Annotated in this window: 18 protein-coding genes and 1 pseudogene; 13 read left to right on the forward strand and 6 right to left on the reverse strand. The window is 63.1% G+C overall.

Annotation, left to right across the window (positions count from 1 at the left end; translation table 11 throughout):
* The first annotated feature begins 96 nt into the window (after window positions 1-96).
* From H7225_RS11650 to H7225_RS11685, 8 genes and pseudogenes are all read left to right on the forward strand, one after another.
* Entirely contained in the window at window positions 97-1,392 is a 1,296-nt protein-coding gene (locus H7225_RS11650; protein ID WP_290661970.1) for a diguanylate cyclase, read from the forward strand.
* The gene (locus H7225_RS11655; protein ID WP_290661973.1) at window positions 1,389-2,624 is read left to right on the forward strand and encodes a GGDEF domain-containing protein; all 1,236 of its coding nucleotides are present in this window, start codon (window positions 1,389-1,391) and stop codon (window positions 2,622-2,624) included. The genes H7225_RS11650 and H7225_RS11655 overlap by 4 nt, the downstream gene beginning before the upstream one ends.
* A gap of 32 nt (window positions 2,625-2,656) precedes the next feature.
* Window positions 2,657-3,250, forward strand: a pseudogene (locus H7225_RS11660) (hypothetical protein); the annotation flags it as partial.
* A 179-nt stretch (window positions 3,251-3,429) separates the two neighbouring features.
* Window positions 3,430-3,900 carry a hypothetical protein gene (locus H7225_RS11665; protein ID WP_290661975.1) on the forward strand — a complete coding sequence of 157 codons (471 nt, stop codon included), beginning with the start codon at window positions 3,430-3,432 and terminating at the stop codon, window positions 3,898-3,900.
* 73 nt (window positions 3,901-3,973) lie between these two features.
* Complete coding sequence (gene imuA / locus H7225_RS11670) at window positions 3,974-4,681, forward strand: translesion DNA synthesis-associated protein ImuA (RefSeq protein ID WP_290661976.1); 708 nt, start codon at window positions 3,974-3,976, stop codon at window positions 4,679-4,681.
* A 6-nt stretch (window positions 4,682-4,687) separates the two neighbouring features.
* Window positions 4,688-6,028, forward strand: a complete 1,341-nt coding sequence (locus H7225_RS11675) for a DNA polymerase Y family protein (RefSeq protein WP_290661978.1) — start codon at window positions 4,688-4,690, stop codon at window positions 6,026-6,028.
* Window positions 6,025-9,213, forward strand: coding sequence for an error-prone DNA polymerase (locus H7225_RS11680; protein WP_290661980.1), 3,189 nt, complete (start codon window positions 6,025-6,027; stop codon window positions 9,211-9,213). Before H7225_RS11675 ends, H7225_RS11680 begins: the two co-directional genes overlap by 4 nt.
* 92 nt (window positions 9,214-9,305) lie before the next feature.
* The gene (locus H7225_RS11685; protein WP_290661982.1) at window positions 9,306-10,979 is read left to right on the forward strand and encodes a PQQ-binding-like beta-propeller repeat protein; all 1,674 of its coding nucleotides are present in this window, start codon (window positions 9,306-9,308) and stop codon (window positions 10,977-10,979) included.
* A gap of 4 nt (window positions 10,980-10,983) precedes the next feature.
* On the opposite strand, the gene H7225_RS11690 is transcribed toward H7225_RS11685, so the two are convergent.
* The 6 genes from H7225_RS11690 to aceE all read right to left on the reverse strand — a co-directional run bounded on the left by H7225_RS11690 (window position 10,984) and on the right by aceE (window position 18,264).
* The gene (locus tag H7225_RS11690) at window positions 10,984-11,670 is read right to left on the reverse strand and encodes an RES family NAD+ phosphorylase (RefSeq protein WP_290661984.1); all 687 of its coding nucleotides are present in this window, start codon (window positions 11,668-11,670) and stop codon (window positions 10,984-10,986) included.
* Complete coding sequence (locus tag H7225_RS11695; protein WP_290661986.1) at window positions 11,667-12,095, reverse strand: MbcA/ParS/Xre antitoxin family protein; 429 nt, start codon at window positions 12,093-12,095, stop codon at window positions 11,667-11,669. Before H7225_RS11695 ends, H7225_RS11690 begins: the two co-directional genes overlap by 4 nt.
* Before the next feature lie 65 nt (window positions 12,096-12,160).
* Window positions 12,161-12,307 carry a hypothetical protein gene (locus H7225_RS11700; RefSeq protein ID WP_290661988.1) on the reverse strand — a complete coding sequence of 49 codons (147 nt, stop codon included), beginning with the start codon at window positions 12,305-12,307 and terminating at the stop codon, window positions 12,161-12,163.
* A gap of 40 nt (window positions 12,308-12,347) precedes the next feature.
* Complete coding sequence (lpdA, locus tag H7225_RS11705; protein WP_290661990.1) at window positions 12,348-14,252, reverse strand: dihydrolipoyl dehydrogenase; 1,905 nt, start codon at window positions 14,250-14,252, stop codon at window positions 12,348-12,350.
* Window positions 14,253-14,261: 9 nt separating this feature from the next.
* Complete coding sequence (gene aceF / locus H7225_RS11710; protein WP_290661992.1) at window positions 14,262-15,566, reverse strand: dihydrolipoyllysine-residue acetyltransferase; 1,305 nt, start codon at window positions 15,564-15,566, stop codon at window positions 14,262-14,264.
* 19 nt (window positions 15,567-15,585) lie between these two features.
* Entirely contained in the window at window positions 15,586-18,264 is a 2,679-nt protein-coding gene (aceE, locus tag H7225_RS11715; RefSeq protein ID WP_290661994.1) for a pyruvate dehydrogenase (acetyl-transferring), homodimeric type, read from the reverse strand.
* A 191-nt stretch (window positions 18,265-18,455) separates the two neighbouring features.
* Between aceE and H7225_RS11720 the strand changes: the two genes are divergently transcribed.
* The 5 genes from H7225_RS11720 to H7225_RS11740 all read left to right on the forward strand — a co-directional run bounded on the left by H7225_RS11720 (window position 18,456) and on the right by H7225_RS11740 (window position 25,360).
* Window positions 18,456-21,038 (forward strand): PAS domain S-box protein, encoded by a 2,583-nt coding sequence (locus H7225_RS11720; RefSeq protein ID WP_290661996.1) that lies wholly within the window; start codon window positions 18,456-18,458, stop codon window positions 21,036-21,038.
* Window positions 21,035-21,679: a response regulator transcription factor gene (locus tag H7225_RS11725; protein ID WP_290661998.1), complete on the forward strand. Its 645-nt coding sequence runs from the start codon at window positions 21,035-21,037 to the stop codon at window positions 21,677-21,679. The genes H7225_RS11720 and H7225_RS11725 overlap by 4 nt, the downstream gene beginning before the upstream one ends.
* A 106-nt stretch (window positions 21,680-21,785) precedes the next feature.
* The gene (folD, locus tag H7225_RS11730) at window positions 21,786-22,631 is read left to right on the forward strand and encodes a bifunctional methylenetetrahydrofolate dehydrogenase/methenyltetrahydrofolate cyclohydrolase FolD (protein WP_290661999.1); all 846 of its coding nucleotides are present in this window, start codon (window positions 21,786-21,788) and stop codon (window positions 22,629-22,631) included.
* Between the two features lie 28 nt (window positions 22,632-22,659).
* Window positions 22,660-24,702, forward strand: a complete 2,043-nt coding sequence (locus tag H7225_RS11735) for a M3 family metallopeptidase (RefSeq protein WP_290662000.1) — start codon at window positions 22,660-22,662, stop codon at window positions 24,700-24,702.
* Between the two features lie 22 nt (window positions 24,703-24,724).
* A complete protein-coding gene (locus H7225_RS11740; RefSeq protein ID WP_290662001.1) occupies window positions 24,725-25,360 on the forward strand; it encodes a glutaredoxin family protein in 636 nt (211 codons plus the stop codon).
* Window positions 25,361-25,379: the final 19 nt, after the last annotated feature.

The following is a 25,379-nucleotide window of genomic DNA, read 5'->3' on the forward strand; positions in this document are numbered from 1 at the left end:
TTGGTTGATGATGATGGGCCCAGGCACTGCCTCAGCCATTCGTGACCATGTTGTATGTTCGACGGTTTTAAGCAGCAAACGCCTGGATCTGCCTCGGTGTCCATCAGCCCTATCGCGCGCGATTTCGTCCCCACGACCGGCTTTGGGGAGATTGAACTTGCGCCGGTTGACTACGGTCCGGTCTCCGCAGACTCCGCTGAGCAAATCGACCAGTTGCTGTCGAACGGCTTTCCCACGCTGCGGTTTCCTGCTGTACTTGAACGGCGTTTTCAGCACGATACCGCCGCAGACCGCCTGAGGGTCATCATCATCACCGCCGCACTGGTCGTCATTTTGTTCAATGGCTACCTGCTGACCGATCTGTTGATGATCCCCGATGTCTTTGCCCAAGCGGTGACGTTGCGCACAGGCTTGTTCACCCCGGTTTGCCTGATCGGCCTGTACGTGCTGATCAAAACCCCGCACCCCTTTTTCCGGGAAATCCTGGTGCTGTTGGCCGGCGTGTTGGCGGCCAGCATTGCCCTGTACCTGCCCAGCATCAGCAAGGATCCCTTGGCCGGCCCCTACCTGGTCGGGCTGGCCATGGTCGTGATGTTCAGCCATTCCGTGGCCCAAATGCGTTTCTGGATGGCCGTCGCGCTGGACGTTTTCATCGCCATCGGCACGGTGGTGGCCCTGCGCTTTATCCCGCCCGCGCCCATCGAAGTCATGGTCCCCTCAGGCCTGGTTCTGATCTCGACCGTGACCTTCACCTTGTTTGGCTGCTACAGCCTGGAGCGCGACGAGCGCCAGAACTGGCTGCTGCGAATCCGCGAAACCAATCTGCTGGCGGCCCTGAAAACCGCCAATGAGCGGCTGGACAAGATTTCGCGCTCAGACCTGCTCACGCAAGTGGCCAACCGCCGGCATTTCGACGAGTTCCTGACGCAAGTCTGGGAACGAGCCGAACTGGATGGCAGCGAGGTGTCTTTGATCATGATCGACGTGGATCACTTCAAGACCTTCAACGACCACTATGGCCACCCCGCCGGAGACGAATGCTTGCGGCAAGTGGCCGGCACCCTCAAACGCCGGCTGCGGCGCCCGGGTGATTTGGTGGCCCGATTTGGCGGCGAAGAGTTCATCGCCGTCCTGACTGGCACGCCCCTGCCCGTTGCCTTGCAGGCGGCGGATCGCATCAGGGTGGCCATCGAACGGCTTCGCGTGCCTCATGTGGGATCGCCGACCAGCTCGTTCGTGACGGTCAGCGTGGGCGTGGCCGCCATGCGCCCGATCGACCGTGGCACCAGCCAGAAAACCCTGTTGACCAAGGCCGATGAGTCGCTTTACCGGGCCAAGAACAGCGGGCGCAATCGCGTCTGGCCAGACCCTGATGCCGGGCGCACCGCATGAGCGCGGCGCAGGCATCAATCGAGGCCGACAAGCTGCGCATGAACCAGGTGCAGGACTTGCTGAACCTGGGCTTTCGGTGGATGAAGTTTCCGGCCGCGCTGGAACATCAATTCCTTAGCCAGGACCCTCAGCAGCGTTTGCGGCATTTCATCATCAGCGGCTTGATTTCGCTGATGGTGTACGACGGCTTCCTGATCGCGGACTACCTGATGATCCCCGACGTATTTTCAATCGCGGTCACCTTGCGCTTGCTGATCTTCACGCCCTTCAGCGTGATCATCTTGCTGCTGCTGTGGCTGCACCGTGATCGGCCTTTTGTCCACCATCCCGTGGTGCTTGATTCGGCTGTACTGGTCAGCGGCCTCTTTGCTGCGGCCACCCTGGCCTATGCCCTGTCGATCACCCACAGTCCTTTGAGCGATTTCTACCACGGTGGTTTTGCCGTGGTGGTGATGTACGGCAACCTGGTCCAGCGCCTGCGTTTTTGGTCGGCACTTGGTTTTTCTTTGGCCGTGTTGGCCATTCAGGTGGTTGGCGTGGTGTTGCTGCCCAACTTCAACCCCCGGCTGGTGTGGCCCATCTGTTCACTGACCGCCGCCACGGTGGCCTTCTCGCTGTGCGCCAACTACGTGATGGAGCGCGACAAGCGTCGCCGCTACCTGCTCAGCGAACGCGAGCGCGCACTGGTCAAGGACCTGAGCGAGGTGAACCTGAAGTTACAGCAGCTGTCCCGGGTGGATGTGCTGACCGCGCTGTTCAACCGCCGGCATTTTCAAGAGTACCTTCAAGACCTGTGGCAACGTGCCAAACATGGCGGCACCGAAGTGGTCATCATCATGATGGATGTGGATCATTTCAAGCCTTACAACGATCATTACGGCCATCCTGCAGGAGACGAGTGCCTGCGTCAGTTGGCCAGCGTGATGCAGAACAGCTTGCGCCAGCCAGGCGACATGGTGGCGCGCTATGGCGGGGAAGAGTTCATTGCCGTGTTGCCCGACACCTCTTTGGCGCTGGCATTGCAGGCAGCCGAGCGGCTACGCAAGGCGGTGGAAGGCATGGCGATGGCGCATGCAAAATCGCCCACGCTTGCGGTGGTCACCGTGAGCCTGGGCGTGGCCTGCTGCAATGCGGCCATGCCTGGCGCCACACCCGATGGCTTGATCTCCAAGGCTGATCGCGCGCTGTATGACGCCAAACACCAGGGGCGCAACCGGGTTTGCTCAATCTGAATCGTTCGCCGACACCGCACCCATGAACCCGCCGATGCCCCGTCTGGATGAGCACGGACCTGCGCGATGGCAACCAGGCGCTGTTCGAGCCCATGGATAGCGCCACCAAGCTGCGCCTGTTCAAGACCCTGGTCAACCTCGGTTTCAAGGAAGTCGAAGTGGCTTTTCCTGCGGCCTCGCAGACTGATTTAGACCTGGTGCGCCGCACGTTCGAAGCACTGCGCGGCGCACCGCGTGCCTGATCAAGCAACTGGCCGACGAGCACCCCGAAACCCATTGGTCGCTTCAATACAGCCCAGAAACCTTCAGCACGACCGAGTTGGACTTTGCTCTGGACATCTGCAATGCGGTCACTGAGGTCTGGCAGCCCGCGGGCGATGTGGTCTTCACGGCGTTTTCGGGATCGCACCAGGATGCCATCCGCAAAGGCATGATGGCCCAGGTGGGCCGTGCCCTACTTGCCCATCGACCCGGCCGATGTGCGGGGTAACAGCCAATCGGGCAAAGGCGGCATCACTTATTTGCTGGAGTCGGCCTACGGGCTGGTGTTGCCGCGCCGTGCGCAGATCGAATTCAGCGGCATCGTGCAGCGCGTGGCCGATGACACCGGGCGCAAGCTGACCTCAAGCGTCTTGTGGGCCACCAGATCGCAGAGCACGGCGCGGTGACCCATCTGAGCTTGACCGTGACAGTGGATGGGCAGACACGCCAGCTGGTCGGACAAGCAATGGCCCGCTGGATGCCGCCTGGCATGCCTTGCAGGCGCTCAACCGCTTGAGCAAAGCCTGAGACGTAAGATCGGCGGATGACTGAAACGACACCTGTGAAAGAAGCCCGCCTGTGGTCCGACAACGGCTGGACGGCCCGCGTCATCAAGAACAATGATGACGATGGCTGGGCCGTTGAGATGCTGCGCGATGGCGAACCCGAACCCGCCCTCGTCGGCCCCTGGACCATGGGGCGGGATAAGAAGAACCCCAAGCCGCTGGACACGGCGGCCTTCAACACCTTGGTCAAGACGGCCTCGGAGGTGATCCGCCGCCACGAGCAGCAACTGCACGCCACCTTGCACAAGGAGGTGGTGGTGACGGTGACGGCGCAGCAGTGGCGTGTGACGCTCGACATCGTGGCCGACGAGTACGAGCCGCATGCACTGCTGGCCGCGCACGACGATGGCGGTGACCAGGTGGCCCAGGTGCGGGTGTCGGTGGGGTTCAAGCTGAACATGGCCTCCGCCACGGCTTGGATCGAGGACGAGTTCAGAAAACCCCGCTGACGTCCTTTTTCTCAACACGGCGTGGCTGGGCTGCGGTACGATACTGTATAAATAAACAGTATCTATGCCATCCATGTCGCTCGCCCGCCAGCCCCCTGTCTTGCCCGACCACATCGCCCAGACGGTGTGGCGCGGCAATGCGCTGGGTGGGCAGGCCACACCGGTCCTGTCAACGGGCCACGCGGCGCTGGATGCTGAACTGCCGGGTGGCGGCTGGCCCTGCCAGGCCTTGACCGAGGTGTTGCAGGCGCCAGGGGTGCATGCCGAATGGCGACTGCTGTCGCCGGGGCTGGCACGGCTGGTGTCGCAAGGCGGCACCGTGCTGCTGGTCAACCCGCCGCACAGCCCGCACCTGCCAGCCTTGCGGCGCGAAGGCCTGCGCGAAGATCGCCTGGTCTGGATTCAAACCCGCACGCCCACCGAGGCCCTGTGGGCCACCGAGCACGCTTTGAAAGCGCGCAGCGTCAGCGCCGTTCTGGCCTGGTTGCCCCAGGCTCGGTCTGACCAGCTGCGGCGGCTGCAGGCCTGCGCCATGCACCATCCCGCGCTGGCCTTCATCTTCAGGCGCCAGGCTTCGCGCACTGAAGCCTCGGCCGCGCCGCTTCGGCTGGAAGTAAACGTGAGCGGGCACCCGCCCAAACTGCCGCCTCCGCTGCGGGTGAACATCCTGAAGCGGCGCGGCCCCTTGCTCGACCGCATCATTGAACTGCCCCATTGGCCCGCCGGGCTGGAACCCTTGATCCAGCGTTCTATGCCACTCAAGGGCTGCGGCCCGCGGTGATGGCCCATGCTGTTCTGGATCGCCCTGCTGCCCGAAGAAGCCGCCTCGTCGCCTGACGACAGCCTGGTTGCTTTGTTGCTCGCCTGGTGGGCCTTGCAGTTCACGCCCCGCGTGGCCTTGCTGGACGAGGCCGTGGTCATGGAGGTGCACGCCAGCCAGCGCCTGTTTGGCGGCTCGCAAAACCTGAAGCGCCTGATCGTGCAGGGCGCGGCGCAACTAGGGTGGAGTCGTTGGGCGTGCGGCCCCACCGCCTTGGCCACGTTGGCGCGGGCCCGCTACGGCAGGCCCACCAAAGGCAAAAGCAACCGCCTTGACGAGCTGCCCTTGTCCACCCTCAGTGCCGTGCAAGCCCATGCGGCCACCTTGTCCCGGTTGGGCTGCCAAACCTTGGGCGATGTTCGTCGCCTGCCTCGGCACGGCATGAGCCGCCGTTTCGGCGCGGCCTTGCTGCTGGCGCTGGACCAGGCGCATGGTGCCAAGCCCGAAGCCTTTGAGTGGGTGCAGGCGCCGGAACGATTCGATTTGCGGCTCGAGTTACCCGGCCGAGTAGACACCGCCGCCTCGCTGGTGTTCGCGACCCGGCGCCTGCTGCAGCCCTTGTGCGCCTGGCTGGCGGGGCGCCACAGTGGCGTCAGGGCCCTGACCTTGCGCTGGCAACTTGATTTCCACCGCCGCGACGTGGCCCCGCAAGGTGAACTGGTCATGCGCCTGTCCGAGGCCTCGCGCGACCTGGACCGCCTGCACCGCCTGCTGGCCGAACACCTGAACCGCACCACGCTGGGCGGCCCGGTGGGCGACCTGAGCCTGCACGTTGATGCTATCGAACCATTGGCCATCGACAGCGATTGCCTTTTCCAGGAGCACAGCACGCTGGGCCTGGGCTCAGGGCCTGATGCCCTGGCTTCGCCCGCTGCACAGCGCCAGCAGCGCCAGGCCTTGTCCACCCTGTTGGACCGGCTGTCCGCCCGACTGGGCAAGGACCACGTCAGGCAAGCGGTGGTGCAGGCGGACCACCGGATCGAGCACACCCAGCACTGGGTTGCGGCGGCGGATGCCCTGCCCTCTTCTTGCGCCCCTATCAATACCGACGCCACCCCGGGGCAGCCCATCGCTGATCACCCGCAACCCGCTTGGCTGCTGCCACAACCTCAAGCCTTGAGTTTGAATCCACTGCGATTGCTGGCGGGCCCCCACCGTGTAGAGGCTGGTTGGTGGGATGATCAAAACGTGGCCCGCGACTACTACCTGGCGCACTACGATCAAGCCGGGTTGTTGTGGGTCTTCCGCGAGCGGCACGTGCAGGAAACCCAGTCCAGCCCCTTGTTCCTGCACGGCATCTTTTCATGACCACGATGACCACGGGCCGGCCCAGCCGTGCAGCCCTGCCCGCTTACGCTGAGCTGCATTGCGTCTCTAACTTCGGTTTTTTGCGTGGCGCCGCGCACCCGGGTGAGTTGGTGGACCGTGCCTTGGCACTGGGCTACACGGCCCTGGCCCTGACCGATGACTGCTCGGTGGCGGGCGTGGTGCGCGCCCACCTGGCCTTGCGCAAGGCGCGCGAACAGGCCTTGGCCCAAGGCGGCAAGCTCCCCGATTTCAAGTTGATCATCGGCAGCGAGTTCACGGTGCAGGCCCAGCCCGACTTCAAGCTCGTGGTCCTGGCTTGCCACATCAAGGGCCATGGTCAGCTCTGCGAGTTCATCACCCGGCTTCGGTGCGCCACGCCAGGCAAAGGGCTTGACGCGCTCAAGCTGCAAGACATCGCGCCCTCAAGCCTGCAAGACTGCCTGATCCTGATGGTGCCCCACCGCCGCACGCCATGGCCCCAGTTGCAGCAACAGGCCCAGTGGCTGCAGGCCCAGTGGCTGCAGGCCCACTTTGCAGGCCGGTGTTGGCTGGCCGTCGAGCTGCTCAACGCCCTGGACGATGACTGGTGGCTGAGCCGCCTGCGCGAGCTCGGGCTCCAAAGTGGCGCGCCCCTGCTGGCCAGCGGCGATGTCCACATGCACGTGCGATCGCGCAAGCCCCTTCAAGACGTGCTGACCGCCACGCGCCTGGGTAAATCGCTGCCTGACTGCGGCTTGGCGTTGCAAGTTCACGCCGAACAGCACTTGCGCAGCCGCTTGAGGCTGGCGCGGCGTTACCCCGCCGACCTGCTGGCCGCCACGCAAGACGTGGTGGCGCGTTGCCATTTCAGCCTGGACGAACTCAGCTATGAGTACCCGGACGAGATCGTCCCGGCCGGCGAAACCGCCGCAGCCCACCTGCGCCAATTGACCCAAGAAGGATGCCTGGGCCGCTTCCCCGGTGGCACCCCCACCGAGGTGACCAACCAGATCGAGAAAGAACTGGCCCTGATCAGCGAACTGGGCTTTGAAAAGTACTTCCTCACCGTTCACGACATCGTCCGTTTTGCCCGCTCCAGGGGCATCCTGTGCCAAGGACGTGGCAGTGCCGCCAACTCCACCGTGTGCTACTGCCTGGGCATCACCGAGATCGACCCGGCGCGCAACACGATGCTGTTCGAGCGCTTCATCTCGCGCGAGCGCAACGAGCCCCCCGACATCGACGTCGATTTTGAGCACCAGCGCCGCGAAGAAGTCATCCAGTACCTCTACGGCAAATACGGCCGCGACCGCACCGCGCTGACCGCTACAGTGATCACCTACCGCACCCGCAGCGCCTTGCGCGACGTGGGCAAAGCGCTGGGGATCAACGCCGAAGTGATCGAACGCGTGGCCGTGAACCACCAGTGGTGGGATGGCCGGGGCATCGACCCGCAACGTTTGATCGAGATGGGGATTGAACCAACCGAACGCCGCGTCCAGCAATGGCAGGAGCTGACCGGCATCCTGATCGGCTTTCCTCGCCACCTCAGCCAGCACACCGGCGGCTTCGTGATCGCCCGCAAAGCACTGTGCCAACTGGTGCCGATTGAAAACGCCAGCATGCCCAACCGCTCGGTGATCCAGTGGGACAAGGATGACCTGGACGCCTTGCGCATGCTCAAGGTCGATGTGCTGGCGCTGGGCATGCTCTCGGCCTTGCGCCGCGCGCTGGACTTCATCAGCATCAGGCGGGGCCGCACTTTCGCCTTGCAAGACATCCCTGACAAAGACACGGCCACCTTCGACATGATCTGCCAGGCCGACACCATCGGTGTGTTCCAGATCGAAAGCCGCGCGCAGATGAACATGCTGGCGCAACTGAAACCGCGCACCTTTTACGACCTGGTGGTAGAGGTGGCGCTCGTCAGGCCCGGGCCCATCCAGGGCGGCATGGTCAAGCCCTACCTGTTGCGCCGTTCCGGCCAGGAGCCCAACGACTGCCCTGAATTGCTGAAGCCCGCCCTGGCGCGCACGCACGGTATCCCGATCTTCCAGGAGCAGGTCATGCAGGTGGTCATGATCGCGGCGGGCTTCACCGCTGGCGAGGCCGATGACCTGCGCCGGTCCATGGCGGCCTGGAAACGCCATGGCAGCGTCGACCAGTTCCACCAACGCATCACCCAAGGGATGACCAGCAAAGGCTACACCGCCGAATTCGCCGAACGCATCTTCCAGCAGATCGAGGGCTTTGGCGCCTACGGTTTCCCCGAATCGCACTCGGCCAGCTTCGCCTTGCTGGTCTACGACAGCGCCTGGATCAAATGCCACGAGCCCGCCATCTTCCTGGCCGCGCTGATCAACGCCCAACCCCTGGGCTTTTACTCGCCCAGCCAACTGGTCCAGGATGCGGCGCGCCATGGCGTGACCGTCCTTCCGCCCGACGTGGTGCACAGTGGCCTGGAATGCACCCTGGTTGACCTCACCGATCAGAGTCGGCAGCCGTCTGCGCGCCTGGGCCTGTCCATGGTCGGCGGGCTGTCATCGGACGCCGCCACGCGCATCATTGAAGCTCGGCAGGCAGGCCCTTTCAAGAACGTCGAAGAGCTGTCGCGCCGTGCCCGGCTTGACCAATCCGACATGCGCCACCTGGCCGCGGCCGATGCCTTGATCAGCCTGGCCGGCCACCGACGCCAGCAGGTCTGGGAAGCGGCCGCCTTGCACCGTGCCCCCGCTTTGCTGCGCGAAGCGCCCGTCCATGAAGACCTGCTGACCCTGCCCTGCGCGCCCGAAGGCGAAGAGATCGTGTTCGATTACGCCTCGCTCGGGCTGACCTTGCGCCGCCATCCGCTGGCCTTGCTGCGAGCCCAACTCGACCAGCAGCGCCTGATGTCCGCCCAAACCTTGCGTGAACTCACCCACGGCAAAATGGCCCGCGCCTGCGGCATCGTCACCGTCCGACAGCAACCGCCCACCGCTGGCGGCGCGGTTTTCGTGACTCTGGAAGACGAAACCGGCACCGTCAACGTCATCGTCTGGAAACACCTGCGCGATCGCCAACGCCAAGAGTTACTGCATTCACGCCTGCTGGCCGTGTACGGTGTCTGGCAGCGCGAAGGCGATGTTCGGCACCTGATCGCCCACCATTTGCGCGATTTGTCGGCCCTGTTGGGCCGACTGGCCACCGAAAGCCGAGACTTTCACTGAGATCAGGGATTTCCACGGTTTAACGCAACACATTCATGTGCCATTCTTCACAAAAGTGATAACAGTCGTTTCCTGATTAAGAAAGAACCACCATGACCTCTCGAATGAGCCGACTCATGACCGTGGCTTGCGTTGCGGCGGCAACGTTTGTCACCGGCCATGCCCAAGCCGCCACATGCACCGACACCATCAACACCAGCTCCGCGCTGCTGTCCAATGGCTTCGCGTTCAACTCCGCCAACACGCGCAACCAGGTTTCATCGATCAACTCGTCCAATGTGGCGAGCCTGACCCTGGCATACACGCACGTGGCCGAGGGCACGATCGAGAAAAAAGGCGCCCCGGCGGTCACGCAGCAAACGGTGTACTTCTCTGAAGGCCGCGACATCGTGGCGGCCAACCGCGTCAACGGCTGCGAGTACTGGCGCTATTCAGGCCTGGACAAGACCACGCCCTTCATCGGCGGCAATGCCATCCGATCGTCGTCGGTGTACTTCCTGCCTGCCACGCTGCTCAAGCCTGCCATGGTCTATGGCGGCGACTTTTATGGCAACTTCTATGGCGTGAACGCCAAGACCGGCGCCCTGGTCTGGAAAGACTTCGTCGGCACCGACACGGGCCGCCACTTCATCACTGGCTCGCCCCAGGCCTACAACGGCACGCTGTTCATCCCCGTGGCCACCAAGGAAGTCATCACCACGGTGGTCGATCTGTTGACCGCCTGCTGCTTCAGCCACGGCATGTTGCAGGCTGTGGATCCGTACACAGGCCAGGTCAAATGGACGTACCACACCTCGGCCGACGCCAAGTACAACGCCAACACCGGCACCCGTGGCCCCAACGGCATGAGCTTGTGGGGCACCCCCCTGATCGATGCCGCCAATGGCTCGATCATCATCGGCACGGGCCAGAACCTGAGCTTGCCTGCCACCACCAACTCCGACTCGATCATCGCCCTGAACATCAACACCGGTGCGGTCAAGTGGGTGTACCAATCGACAGCGGGCGATGCGTGGAACGCGGCCTGCCAGGCCCCTTCCGGTCTGGACAGCCATTGCTCACGCCCTGAAGGTGGTGACTTCGACTTTGGCGCGCCTCCCATCCTGGCCACCTTGCCCAACGGCACCAAAGCCATCATTGCTGGCGCCAAGAATGGGGGCGTGTATTCACTGAACCCCAAGACGGGCACCCTGAACTGGTCCAGGCGCATTGGCACTGGCGGTAGCCTGGGCGGTATTCACTGGGGCATGGCCGTTGACACCAAGAACGTCTACGCTGCCGTCACCGACATCTGGGTGAACAAGATCCAGCGCTTGTCGATCGCCGACCTGCTGGACCTGCAAGCCGCCATCGGTGACAACATGGGCCCGGTGCCCAATGCCAAGCCTGGCCTGTATGCGCTGGACCTGAGCACCGGCAACTTGGTCTGGGAAAAGCACCTGACGCACGACTACCAAGGCACGCAGTACGCCACCTTGTTCTCGGCCGCGCTGTCGGTGACCAACGATGTCTTGCTGGCGGGCAGCCTGAACGGTGAAGTCAAAGCCTTCCGCACCAGTAACGGCGAAGAATTGTGGTCCTACAACACCGTTGTGGGCGTCGTTGACGTCAATGGCGTGGCTGGCACGGGCGGCACGATCGACTCCGTGGGCGCTGTGCCTGCAGGCAAGGACCTGTTCGTGAATTCGGGCTACGGCAGCTTTGGCGGCCGCAACCCATGGCAAGCCGGCGAAGGCAATGCGCTGTTCGTGTTCCGCTTGCCCTGATCATTCATGCGCCGAGCTTTTCGTAGACATCGACAAAGGCTTGGCCATTCCAGACGTAAAGCAAATGCGCGGCGTGCAGGCACAGGCTGGCGCCCTTGGGCTTGAACAAGCCAACGCACTCGCCACCCGGATGGCGCACGCTGCGGTAGGCCACGCCTGCTGAGCCTTGCTGGCGCAACTGCTTGCCCAATGCCCGAGAGGCGGTGTAGCTGTCCACGGCATGCACATCGACACCCTCCGGGTCCAGCGGCCGCAGGTCATGCACTTGAGCGCTGATCTTCACGGCATACAGCCGCATCGGCAATTGCATGGCCGACTGACTGGTGGCGGCCAAAAATCGCGCGTGGTGGTATTGGGTCTCAGCCACCGCCGTGTCTTTGTCGTGCGCAGCGTAGAACACGCCGTAGCTGCCGTCTGAAAACCGGCTGCCTTCCGGGTTGAGGTGGGTGAAGGCCGCCATGACAGGACCGGAGCCTGGGCCGACCAGGCGGTCTTGTGCTGACACCAGATCAACCTGCCCCACTTCATCGCGAATGCGTTCGTTGGTCAAGGATTCCAGCGCATACAAGGCGTCGAAATCATCGGCCTGGGCCACCCGGTCGAACAGGTACACGGTGGGGTAGCGCGTGGGCACGATCCGATAGGCTGGCTGCCAGCGCAAACGCCGGACTTCAGGCGCCGTTGGGGTCATGCCCAGCCGCCACTGCGAACTGAGTCCAGGTAACGACGCACCAGGTTCAAATCACTGACATTGCCCGCCAGCATGCGGTCCAGGGCTGAGCGGCCACCGAACAGTTCCGCCGTGTTGGGCTGGCGCACCCAGGCGTCGGCCGCCTTTGGGTCGGGCAGCAGGATCTGCAAAGACTTGTAGATGCCCAGCAGGTTGGACAGACGCTCCAACGTGTCGCGTGCCACGCGGGCGGTGTCGGGCGATTTGCGCCAGGCAAAGTAGCTTGAGCGGGCAGGCTCGCCCAAAAGGCGCAACTGCTCGTCGGTGTTCAAATCCCAGGCCTCTGCGATTCGGGCAAAGGCCCGCAAGCCGGCCGCGCCCATTTGCTGGGCTGAAGACGCAGGCGGCGCGGCAGCTGACCGAGGAAGATGCAATGCAGCACTCATGGTCCAATTCTAGACTTTCATCAAAAAAAAGTCTAGATCTGAACTTGATTGCTGGCGCTGGCGATTCAGCCTGGTTTCTTCAACTTGCCGCGAACCGGCACCACGGTGGTGACGCTGGGCATGACCGCGCCTGGCGAAATGGGCTTGGCGGGACTCTTGTCCTGCTTGGGTTTTTTGACTTCTTTGCCGCTGCGTTGCTGACTTTTGGCCATGTTTGACTCCTCGATGAATAGGCCCCTGAGGGGCAACCCCTCATGGTAACCGGACGATGTCGCGCGAACGCTGAGGTCGCTGCCTCTGGGGCATCAAATCCGTGCAAGTCCCATGTGCCGCTTCGGCGGCCAGGCCGATGCTTTCGCCCAAGGTGGGATGTGGGTGGATGGTTTTGCCGATGTCCACCTCGTCCGCGCCCATCTCGATGGCCAGGGCCACCTCACTGATCAGGTCACCCGCGTTGGTGCCCACGATGCCGCCACCGAGGATCTGCTTTGTCTCGGCATCAAACAGCAGCTTGGTGAAGCCTTCCGAGCGGCCATTGGCCAGCGCTCTGCCCGAGGCAGCCCACGGGAACAGGCCCTTCTTGATGGCTTTGCCTTGCACCTTGGCCTGATCTTCGGTCAAGCCCACACAGGCGATCTCGGGATCGGTGTAGGCCACGCTGGGGATGACGCGCGCATCGAAGGTGGCGCGGGACAAGGCAGTGTCGTTCAGCAACTCGCCAGCGGCCACCTCCGCCGCCACATGGCCTTCGTGCGTGGCCTTGTGCGCCAGCATGGGCTGGCCCACAATGTCGCCGATGGCAAAAATGTGTGGCACGTTGGTGCGTTGCTGCAGGTCCACCGGGATGAAGCCGCGCTCGTTGACGGTGACACCCGCCAGGTCCGCGCCAATCTTGCGGCCATTGGGGCTGCGGCCCACCGCTTGCAAGACCAGGTCATACGTTTCGGACGCCGGCGCCTCAACGCCAGGCTTGGCCGACTCGAAACTCACGCGGATGCCGTCGGGTACGGCCTCGGCCGCCACGGTTTTGGTGCCCAGCATGATGCGGTCGAAGCGTTTGGCGTTGTGCTTTTCCCAGACCTTGACCAGGTCGCGGTCGGCGCCAGGCATCAGGGTGTCGCTCATCTCGACCACGTCGATGCGTGCGCCCAGGGTTGAATAGACGGTGCCCATTTCCAGGCCGATGATGCCGCCACCAATGACCAGCATCTTGCGTGGCACGCAGGGCAAGGTCAAAGCGCCGGTGGAGTCCACCACGCGGGCGTCTTCAGGCATGAAAGCCAGTCGCACCGATTGCGAACCAGCCGCGATGACGCAGCGCTTGAAGCTGAGCATCGTGGTCTCGCCCGACTTGTCTTGTGCCGGGCCGGTGGTGACTTCGACCTTGATGTGGCGGTCATCGACAAAGCTGCCGTAGCCTCGCACAACCGTGACTTTGCGCGCCTTGGCCATGCCGACCAGGCCAGTGGTGAGTTTGCCGGTGACTTTGGATTTGTGCGCGCGCAGTTTGTCCAGGTCCAGCTTGGGCTCGCCAAAGCTGACACCCAAGGCGTCGAAATGCTTGACCTCTTCCATGACGGCGGCCACGTGGAGCAAGGCCTTGGAAGGGATGCAGCCCACATTCAGGCACACGCCGCCGAGGTCACCATAGCGCTCGACCAGGATGACTTTGAGGCCAAGGTCGGCAGCGCGGAAGGCGGCGCTGTAGCCGCCAGGGCCACCACCGAGTACCAGCAAATCGCAGTCGGCGTTCTCAGGAGCCTTGCTGGCGTTCTGGCTGGTGGCGACGGCCTGAGGCGCCGTAGCTTTCGGCGGTTGAGCCGCCACTGGCGATGCAGCCGGAGCCGACACAGCGCTGGCGGAATCCGCAGGGGCAGCAGAAGACGCGGGAGTTGGAGCCGCCGCAGACACATCCTGCCCAGCCGCTTCCAGCGTCAAGATGACCGTGCCTTGCCCGACCTTGTCGCCCAGCTTCACCTTCACTTCGCCGACCACACCGGCCTGCGACGCCGGCACCTCCATGGAGGCCTTGTCGGACTCAATCGTGATCAGGCTTTGTTCGGCCTTGACGGTGTCACCCGCCTTGACCAGGATTTCAATGACCGCCGCATCGGCGATGTCGCCAATGTCGGGCACAGGGATGTCGATCAGGGCCATGGTGTCAGTTCAAAGAAGTGCGCGACGGAAATCGGCCAGCAAGGTGGCCAGGAAGGCGTTGAAGCGAGCAGCTGAGGCACCATCGATCACACGGTGGTCGTAGCTCAGGCTCAGCGGGATGATCAGGCGAGGATCGAAGCTTGAGCCATTCCACACCGGCTTCATGGCCGCGCGGCACACGCCCAGAATGGCCACCTCGGGCGCATTGATGATGGGCGTGAAGGTGGTGCCCCCAAAGCCGCCCAGCGACGAGATCGAGAAGGTGCCGCCCTGCATGTCCACTGGCGACAGCTTGCCTTCGCGTGCCTTGAGCGCCAAAGCAGCGGTCTCGGCGGCCAGCTGGGACAGGCCCTTGGTGTCGGCATCGCGGATCACGGGCACAACCAGGCCGTTGGGCGTGTCGGCCGCAAAGCCGATGTGCACGTACTGCTTGAGCACCAGGTCATCGCCATCCAAAGAGGCGTTGAACTGCGGAAACTTTCTCAAAGCCACCGCGCAGGCCTTGATCAAAAAGGCCAGCATCGTGAACTTGGGGCCGGTCTTGGCGTGCTCTTCATTGAGCTTGACGCGCAGGGCTTCCAGCTCGGTGATGTCGGCCTCTTCGTTGTTGGTGACGTGAGGGATGCGCACCCAGTTGCGGTGCAGGTTGGCACCTGAGATCTTCTGGATGCGCGAGAGCGGCTTGCGCTCAATGGGCCCGTATTTGGCGAAATCCACCTTGGGCCAAGGCAGCAGGGTCAGGCCCTCGCCATCGGCTGTGACGCCTGGCGATGAAGACGCGACCGCAGGGCCTTGAGCCAAAGCAGCCTTGACGAAAGCTTGCACGTCGGTTTGCGTGATTCGACCCTTGGGCCCTGATCCCTGCACCTTGCCCAGCGCCACCCCCAGCTCGCGCGCGAAATGGCGCACCGAGGGGGATGCATGCGGCAAATGGCCATCCTGGGCTGGTAGCTCGACCGGCGGCAAAGCAGCCGTGGGAGGCACGCGCGCGCCGCCTCCGCTGTCCGCCGAGGCGGCGGCCGGCGTTGATGACGAGGCCCTGGTCGGCTCGGGATCGGCCGCGCCGGGCGCAGCATCCGTCGTTTCCAGCAGTGCAATCAATGCGCCCTCGCTGACCTTGTCGCCCAGTTTGATCTTGACCTCCTTGATCACACCACCTTGCGCCGCAGGGACCTCCATGGAGGCCTTGTCCGACTCAAGCGTGATCAGGCTTTGCTCGGCCTTGACGGTGTCACCCGCCTTGACCAGGATTTCAATGACGGCGGCATCGGCCACGTCGCCAATGTCGGGAACCTTCAGTTCGATGAGTGCCATTCAGTGCTGCCTCAATGCATCAAGCGTAGAGCGGGTTGATCTTGTCGACGTCGATCTTGTAGCGCGCGATGGCCTCGGCCACTTTGGCCACAGGCACGGTGCCCTCTTCCGACAAAGCCTTGAGCGCGGCGACCACGATGTAGTGCCGGTTGACTTCGAAATGTTCACGCAGGCGGTAGCGGAAGTCGCTGCGGCCAAAACCGTCGGTGCCCAGCACTTTGTAGGTGCGGCCTTTCGGGATGTAGGCGCGAATCTGTTCGGCGAAGGTCTTGACGTAGTCGGTAGAAGCGATGACTGGACCAGCGTGCGGCGTCAATTGCTGCGCCACGAAGGACACGCGCGCTGCTTCGGTGGGGTGCAGCAGGCTCCAGCGTTCGGCGTCCTGGCCATCGCGGGCCAACTCGTTGAAACTGGGGCAGCTCCACACATTGGCCGCCACGCCCCAGTCGGCCTCCAGCAACTCGCGCGCCGCGACCGACTCACGCAGGATCGAGCCCGAACCCAGCAGGTTCACGCGCGGGGAGCCCTTTGGTAGCCCGTTGGCACCTTCTTGCAGCAGGTACATGCCCTTGATGATCTCGGCCTCGGTGCCTTCACGCAGGCCAGGCTGGCTGTAGTTTTCGTTCAGCAAGGTCAGGTAGTAAAAAACGTTTTCCTGCTGCTCGACCATGCGCTTCAAGCCGTGCTGCACGATCACCGCCACTTCGTGCGCGTAAGTCGGGTCGTAACTCAAGCAGTTCGGAATGGTCGAGGCCACCAGTTGGCTGTGACCATCTTCGTGCTGCAAGCCTTCGCCGTTCAGCGTTGTGCGACCCGAGGTGCCACCCAGCAAAAAGCCGCGCGCCTGCATGTCGCCGGCCGCCCAGGCCAGGTCGCCCACGCGCTGCAGCCCGAACATCGAGTAATACACATAGAACGGAATCATGATCCGGTTGTTGGTGGAGTACGAGGTCGCCGCCGCGATCCACGAACTCATGCCACCGGCCTCGTTGATGCCCTCTTGCAGGATCTGGCCGGCCTTGTCTTCGCGGTAGTAGCTCACCTGATCGCGATCGACCGGCGTGTACTTCTGGCCTTCAGGGGCATAGATGCCGATCTGGCGGAACAGCCCTTCCATGCCGAAGGTGCGGGCTTCGTCCACCAGGATGGGCACCACACGCGGCCCCAATTGCGCATCGCGCAGCAAAGGTGTCAGGCAACGCACAAAGGCCTGAGTAGTCGAGATCTCGCGCCCTTCGGCGGTAGCGTCCAGCACGGTCTTGAAAGCCGACAACTCGGGCACCACCAACTGCTCATCGGCCTTGATCCGGCGATGCGGCAGGTAGCCACCCAGGGCCTTGCGGCGCGAATGCAGGTATTCCATCTCCGGCGTGTGCTCGGCCGGTTTGTAGAAGGGCACACCGGGCAGGTCTTCGTCGGTGATGGGGATGTTGAAGCGGTCGCGGAAGGTCTTGATGTCCTCCTCGGTCAGCTTCTTGGTCTGGTGCGCGGTGTTCTTGCCTTCGCCACTCTTGCCCATGCCAAAACCCTTGACGGTCTTGATCAGCAGCACGGTGGGCTGGCCGGTGTGGTTCACGGCCGCGTGGTAGGCGGCATACACCTTCTGCGGGTCGTGGCCGCCACGGTTCAGTCGCCAGATGTCATCGTCGGACATCTTGGCCACCATCTCGGCCACCTTGGGGTTGCGGCCGAAGAAGTGTTGCCGCACAAAAGCGCCGTCGTTGGCCTTGCAGGCCTGGTAGTCGCCATCGACCATGTCCATCATGACCTTGCGCAGCAGGCCTTCTTTGTCGCGGGCCAACAGCGGATCCCAGTAGCCGCCCCAAAGCAGCTTGATCACGTTCCAACCCGCGCCACGGAACTCGCCTTCGAGTTCTTGCACGATCTTGCCGTTGCCGCGCACCGGTCCATCCAGGCGCTGCAGATTGCAGTTGACGACGAAGATCAGGTTGTCGAGCTTTTCGCGCGTGGCCAAGCCGATGGCGCCCAAGGATTCGGGCTCGTCCATCTCGCCGTCGCCGCAGAACACCCAGACCTTGCGGTTAGAGGTGTCGGCAATGCCCCGGGCGTGCAGGTACTTCAAAAAACGCGCCTGGTAGATGGCCATGATCGGGCCCAGTCCCATCGACACGGTCGGGAACTGCCAGAACTCGGGCATCAGCTTGGGGTGCGGGTAGCTGGAGAGGCCCTTGCCACCAACCTCCTGTCGGAAATTGATCAACTGGTCTTCGGTGATGCGGCCTTCCATGAAGGCACGTGCGTAGATGCCGGGCGCCGAATGGCCCTGGATGTAGAGCAAATCGCCGCCATGGCCTTCGTGCTCGGCATGCCAGAAGTGGTTGAAGCCACAGCCCAGCATGGTCGCCAGTGAGGCGAAGGATGAGATGTGCCCGCCCAGGTCACCACCATCAGGCGGTTCGTGTCGGTTGGCCCGCACCACCATGGCCAGCGCGTTCCAGCGCATGAAGGCGCGCAGGCGCTCTTCGATTTCCATGTTGCCGGGGAACTGGGCTTCGTCCTGAACCCCGATGGTGTTCACATAGGCCGTGTTGGCCGAAAATGGCAGGTCGATACCAGCTTGGCGGGCATGGTCCAACAACTGTTCAAGCAGGTCGTGGGCACGACCGCGACCCTCGGTTTCAATGACGCCCGACAAGGCGTCAAGCCATTCGCGCGTCTCTTCGGGATCCAGATCCATAGAAGCAGACGGAAGCGCATCGGCAGCGGGCATAAGCTAAGTCTCCGTTGGTAGGTACCAGTGTCATCAGTATCAGCCATCCCCTCAGTGAATGGGGCAATAGCGTGAATCCTTAACGCTGGAATTGAGCCGCGATTGCACCCGTTCTCAGGCCGTGCGTCGATTGTGGGAGACCACACGATAATCAACGGATGCCGTCTCGCTCATCGCTGTCTACCGCCGCCTCACGCACGCCTGGGGCGGGCAACTCCAACCGCTTCTTCTGGCAGTGGTGGCGCAAGCAATCGCCCAACCAGCAAGACCGGTACGCCACCCTGGGGCCGCTGGTCTCCGTGCTGTTGTTTTTGGCCGCCATCATCGCGGCCTTCTGGTACCTGCGCAACGAAGAGCTGGAGCGCGAGCAAGAGTCGGTGAAACGCGATACCGAGGTCGTGCAGCAACAAATCCGCATGCGCATGATCGAAAGCCAGGAGCAGTTGCTGCGCCTGGCCCGCGAGATCAGCATCAAGGCCGTGAACTCCGAGCAGTTCATGTCCCAGGCCAGTGACTTTGTGCGGGCCCGACCCGAGGTCATCAGCGTGGCCTGGACGCAGGCGGACGAAACGGTCAAGGCGACCCATTCCGCCATGAACCTGTACCTGCCCGCGCCCCAGGGTTTGAACCTGGACCCCTACGCCAGCCTGTCGTCCTACGATCCGCTTCGGGGGGTTCAAGCGCCTCAAAGCGCCTTCAAACTGGCCAAGGAGCGCAACCAGCCGGTCTATTCACAGCCCTATATCAACGGCTTGGCGGCACGCGTCATCCAGATCCAGGTGCCGCTGATCGACAGCACCGGCTTCATCGGCACCCTGTCGGCCGAGTACTCGCTGGAGGCGCTGATGCGCTACATGGTCCCGCGCGAGATCGTCAGCCGCCACGCGATGAGCCTGGTGCAGGTTGGCGGCGAGGTTCTGACCAGCACCGTCAGCGCCTCGACTGAAGGCTCGGCCAAACCCACTTTTGTGCATGAAGTGATCGTCACGCCGGTGGGCAATGGCCTGATCCTGCGGGGCATGGGTTTTCGCACATCCACCAACCTGGTCGGCAACACCTTGTTCTGGATGGTGGTGGCCCTGTCAGCCCTCACCGTGTGGACTCTGGTGGGCACACTGCGCCACATGCGCCGCCGCGCCCAGATCCAAAAAACCCTGGTGCAGGAAACCAACTTCCGCCGTGCGATGGAAAACTCCATGCTCACCGGCATGCGCACCATTGACCTGGAAGGCCGCATCACCTACGTGAACCCCGCCTTCTGCGCCATGACTGGCTTTGCCGAAGACGAGCTGATTGGCTTTGTGCCACCCTACCCTTACTGGCCCAAAGACCGGCTGGACGAGTTCAACCGCATGTTCCAGCAAGAGCTGTTGGGCCGCAGCCCGACAGGTGGCGTGGAAGTGGTGATGCAGCGCCGCGACATCAGCCAGTTCGACGCCCGCATGTACGTCTCGCCCCTGATTGACTCGCAAGGCAATCAGACCGGCTGGATGACCTCGGTCACCAACATCACCGAGGCCAAGCGCGTGCGTGACCAGCTCACCGCCGCGCACGAGCGCTTCACCACCGTGCTGGAAGGCCTGGACGCGGCCGTGTCCGTGGTCTCTGTGCAACGAGGCGAATTGCTCTTTGCCAACCGCTCATACCGTCTGTGGTTTGGCGCCAATCCGGGCGCCCACTCGGAACTGACCGGTGGCGAGTTTGACCCGGCCGACCTGGCCGATGGCGATGAATCCGTCGACAACTTCGGCAACCTGCCCACCCAGGAGTTGACCGCAGCCGGTGTCGATGCCCGGGACATCTACATGGAATCGGCCCAGAAGTGGTTCGACGTGCGCGCCCGCTACATCCAGTGGACCGACGGCCACTTGGCGCAAATGCTGATCGCCACCGACATCACCGCCCGCCGCCAGGGCGAGGAAGCCGCTGCCCGCCAGGCCGAAAAAGCCCAGTTCACCAGCCGCCTGATCACCATGGGTGAAATGGCCTCCACCGTGGCGCACGAGTTGAACCAGCCCCTGGCCGCCATCTCCAACTATTGCAGCGGCATGGTCAGCCGAATCAAATCGGGCAGCATCGGCAACGAAGGCCTGATCGAGGCGCTGGAAAAAACCGCTCGCCAGGCCCAGCGCGCCGGGCAAATCATCCACCGCATCCGCCAGTTCGTTAAACGCAGCGAGCCTCAGCGCCAGCCCGCCCGCGCCCGCGACATCATCGAAGCCGTGCTGGATTTGGCCGGATTCGAGATGCGCCGCCGCCGCGTCACACTCAACAGCACCATCGCCCAGCGCCTGCCCACGCTGATGGTTGACCCCATCCTGATTGAACAGGTGCTGCTGAACCTGCTCAAGAACGCGGCCGAGGCCATCGATTCGGCGCAAATGCCACAGTCGCGCCGCCACGTTGATTTGCGCGTGCAGTTGCGCAAAACCGAAGACCAGGGCGAGGTGGTGGAATTTGTCGTCACCGACGCCGGGCCTGGCATGAAGGCAGAGATGAGCAGCCGCCTTTTCGAGGCATTCCATTCGTCCAAGGCCGAAGGCCTGGGGATTGGCCTGAGTTTGTGCAGATCCATCATCGAGTCACACCAAGGTCGCATTGGCGCCGAGAACATCTACAATGGTTCAACGGTGATGGGGTGCAAGTTCACTTTCACCCTCCCGGTCGACAGCAGTGGTGCCTTGGATTTCCCCGATTCGGTCACCCCTCCCTCCAACGACTTGCTAGCCGATAACCCATGAGTCTGATCCCCAAAAAAGGCACCGTGTATGTGGTCGATGACGACGAGGCCGTGCGCGATTCGCTGCAATGGCTTCTCGAAGGTAAAGACTACCGGGTACGCTGTTTTGACTCGGCCGAATCCTTCCTGGCTCGGTTCGATCCCCGTGAAGTGGCCTGCCTGATCGCCGACATCCGCATGGATGGCATGAGCGGCCTGGAACTTCAAGACAAGCTCCTTGAGCGTAAATCGCCCTTGCCCATCGTGTTCATCACCGGGCACGGCGACGTGCCCATGGCCGTGAACACCATGAAAAAAGGCGCGATGGACTTCATCGAAAAGCCATTCAAGGAAGACGCCCTGGTGTCCCTGGTCGAGCGCATGCTCGACGAAGCCCGCACCGCGTTCTCCAGCTCGCAAGAGGCCGCCAGCCGCGAAGCCCTGCTGTCGCGCCTGACCACGCGTGAAGCGCAGGTGCTCGAGCGCATCGTGGCCGGCCGCCTGAACAAACAGATCGCCGACGACCTGGGCATCAGCATCAAAACGGTGGAAGCCCACCGCGCCAATGTGATGGAAAAGCTCAACGCCAACACCGTGGCCGACCTGCTCAAGATCGCCCTCGGTGCCAGCGCACAGCCTGCTAGCGCGCCGGCCAAACCCTGAGCAAGGCCTGCGGGGGCTTTGCGCCCTCACGCGCATCAAGAGGCCGCATCCGTGCGGCCTTTTTCGTTCTTTCGACCCATTTTTTGACTGAATTGCAGCCCGCTCCATGACCGCACAACTGATCGACGGCAACGCCCTGTCCAAGCAACTCCGCGCTGAAGTGGCCGTTCGCGCCGCAAAGCTCACCGAACGAGGCATCACCCCGGGCCTGGCCGTGATCCTGGTGGGCGAGAACCCGGCCAGCCAGGTGTATGTGCGCAACAAGGTGAAGGCCTGTCAGGATGCCGGCCTGCACTCGGTGCTCGAAAAATACCCCGCCACACTGACCGAGGCTGAACTGCTGGCCCGCGTCGAGGCGCTGAACAACGACCCGTCGATCCACGGCATCCTGGTGCAACTGCCCCTGCCCAAACACATCGACGATCACAAGGTCATCGAATCGATCTCGCCCCTCAAGGATGTGGACGGCTTCCACGTGGCCAGCGCCGGCGCCCTCATGGTCGGCGAACCGGGCTTCAAGGCGTGTACCCCCTACGGCTGCATGAAGATGCTCGAATCAATCGGCTATGACCTGCGCGGCAAGCACGCCGTGGTCATCGGCCGCAGCAACATCGTGGGCAAACCCATGGCCCTGATGCTCTTGCAATCCAGCGCCACCGTCACCGTCTGCCACAGTGCAACGCCAGATTTGGCCTACCACACGCGTCAAGCCGATGTCGTGGTCGCAGCGGTGGGCAAGCGCAATGTGCTCACTGCCGACATGGTCAAGCCCGGGGCCGTCGTGATCGACGTCGGCATGAACCGCGATGATGAAGGCAAGCTGTGTGGCGACGTCGATTTTGCCGGCGTCAAGGAAGTGGCCAGCTGGATCACCCCCGTGCCGGGCGGTGTCGGCCCCATGACCATCACCATGCTGCTGGTCAACACCATCGAAGCCGCTGAACGCCTGTAACTCGCCACCAACTCAATAACGCACGCCCATGACCACACCCAATCCGCTGCTCGACACCTCCGGCCTGCCCGCTTTCTCGACCATCCTGCCGGCGCATGTCACGCCCGCCATGGACGTGCTGCTCAAGGAGGTGGAAGCCGCGCTGGACAAGGTCACTGGCCCCGACGTGCCGCCTGACTACGACACCCTGTCGCTGTTGCTGGACGTTTCCACCGAGCGTTTGGGGCGAGCCTGGGGCGCCGTGGGGCACCTCAATTCCGTGGCCGACACCCCCGAAATCCGGGCGGCTTACAACGAGAACCTGCCACGCCTGACCGAGTTCTACACCCGCCTGGGCGCTGACGAACGCTTGTACGCCAAGTACAAGGCCCTGTCACAATCGCCCGAAGGCCAGCGACTCAGCCCCGCCCGCCACCGTGCGCTCGACAACGCCCTGCGTGGCTTCGTGTTGGGTGGTGCCGAGTTGCAAGGCGACGCCAAAAAACGCTTTGCCGAAATCCAGGAGCTGCAAGCGGGCTTGTCGCAGGCTTTCTCCGAGCATGTGATGGACGCCACCGACGCCTACAGCTACTGCGCCACGCTTGATGAGCTGGCTGGCGTGCCCGCCGACGTGGTCGAATCCACCTTGGCGGCCGCCAAGGCCGAGGGCAAGGAGGGCTACAAGCTGACCCTGCACATGCCCTGCTACCTGCCGGTCATGCAGTACGCCACGCACCGCCCCCTGCGCGAAACGCTCTACCGCGCCTACGCCACTCGCGCCAGCGAAACCGGCCCGGCCGAGCGCGACAACTCGCCGCTGCTGCAGCAAATCGTGGCCCTGCGCCAGGAAGAAGCCGCCCTGCTGGGCTACGCCAGTTTTGCCGATGTGTCCCTGGTACCCAAGATGGCGACCAGCCCACAGCAGGTCAGCGACTTCCTGCGCGACCTGGCCCGCCGCGCCCGCCCTTTCGCCGAAAAGGACATGGCCGAGTTGCGTGACTTCGCCCGTACTGAGCTGGGCTTGACCGACCTGCAAGCCTGGGACACCGCCTTTGCCAGCGAGAAGCTCAAGGAAGCCCGCTACGCCTTCAGCGACCAGGAAGTCAAACAGTACTTCACCGAGCCGACCGTGCTGGCCGGGCTGTTCAAATTGATTGAAACCCTGTTCGACGTGAACATCAAGCTGGACAGCGCCCCCGTCTGGCACGAGTCGGTGCGGTTTTTCCGCATCGAGCGCGCTGGCAGCCTGGTCGGCCAGTTCTACCTCGACCTGTACGCCCGATCCGGCAAGCGCCCTGGCGCGTGGATGGACGACGTGCGTGGCCGCTGGACGCGCCCCGACAACCACCAAACCCAGACCCCAGTGGCCCACCTGGTCTGCAATTTCGCCTCAGCCGTTGGCGGCAAGCCCGCCCTGTTCACCCACGACGACGTGACCACCCTGTTCCACGAATTCGGCCATGGCCTGCACCACATGCTGACCAAGGTGGACGACATTGGCGTGTCTGGCATCAGCGGCGTCGAATGGGACGCGGTCGAACTGCCCAGCCAGTTCATGGAAAACTTCTGCTGGGAGTGGGACGTGGTCCAGCAGCTCACCAGCCACGTGGACACCGCTGAATCCTTGCCGCGCGACTTGTTCGACAAGATGAACGCGGCCAAGAACTTCCAAAGCGGCATGGCCACCTTGCGCCAAGTGGAATTTTCACTGTTCGACATGCGCATCCACGCCGAGGTGGGCACCGACCAGTGCGTGCAGGCCATCGTGGACGAAGTGCGCCAGGAAGTCGCGGTCAACATTCCCCCCGCATTCAATCGTTTTCAACACAGCTTTTCACACATCTTTGCAGGCGGCTACGCGGCAGGCTATTACAGTTACAAGTGGGCCGAGGTGCTGTCGGCAGACGCCTATGCCGCTTTCGAAGAAGCGGCCTCAGGACCGACCGGGGTGCTGAATCAGGAAGTAGGCCGCCGTTACCGCGAGTCAATCCTGGAAGCCGGCGGGAGCCGCACCGCCATGGATAATTTCAAAGCTTTCCGGGGCCGAGAGCCCAGCATCGACGCCCTGCTGCGTCACCAAGGCATGAGCTGAACCAAAAGCTAGGTGAAACCACATGAGTCGTTACTTGCAGTCCTCTTCCTTGCTGGCCACGGCCGTTTTGGGCATGACCCTGGTCACGGCTGGCCCAGCTTGGGCCCTTTACAAGGTCGTGGCCCCGGATGGCCGCGTCACCTACACCGACCGGCCGCCAGCAGACCGGCCCGCCGCCACGCTCAAAACCAATGGCACCGTGGTGCAGACCGCTGGCCTGCCTTTCGAGTTGCAGCGCGTGGCCAGCCAATACCCGGTCACCTTCTACTCGGCGTCCAAATGCGTACCCTGCGATGGCGCGAGGCAGATGCTGCAAGGCCGTGGCATCCCTTACACCGAGAAAACAGTGGAGACATCTGATGACATCCTGTCCTTGCAAAAGCAGGAAGGCGTGCAGCAGTTGCCGGTGCTGAAGGTCGGCAGCAAGCAGTTGGTGGGCTTTGCCCAAGCTGATTGGACAGGTTATCTGGACGCAGCGGGCTACCCGACCAAATCGGCGCTGCCCGCCAGCTACAAACAGCCCGCGGCCACGCCGTTGGTCGCACCCGAAGTGCGCGCGCCCGTGCCTGAGCCGCTGCGCCTGCAAGCCGACACCCCCACCAATGTCAGTCCGGCCCCCAGTTCGACGCCTGCGCCACCACCCGGCTTCAAGTTCTGAGCCAGCGTGGTTTGACGCG

The sequence above is a fragment of the Aquabacterium sp. genome (genome assembly GCF_014378415.1).
Lineage (GTDB): Bacteria > Pseudomonadota > Gammaproteobacteria > Burkholderiales > Burkholderiaceae_C > Aquabacterium.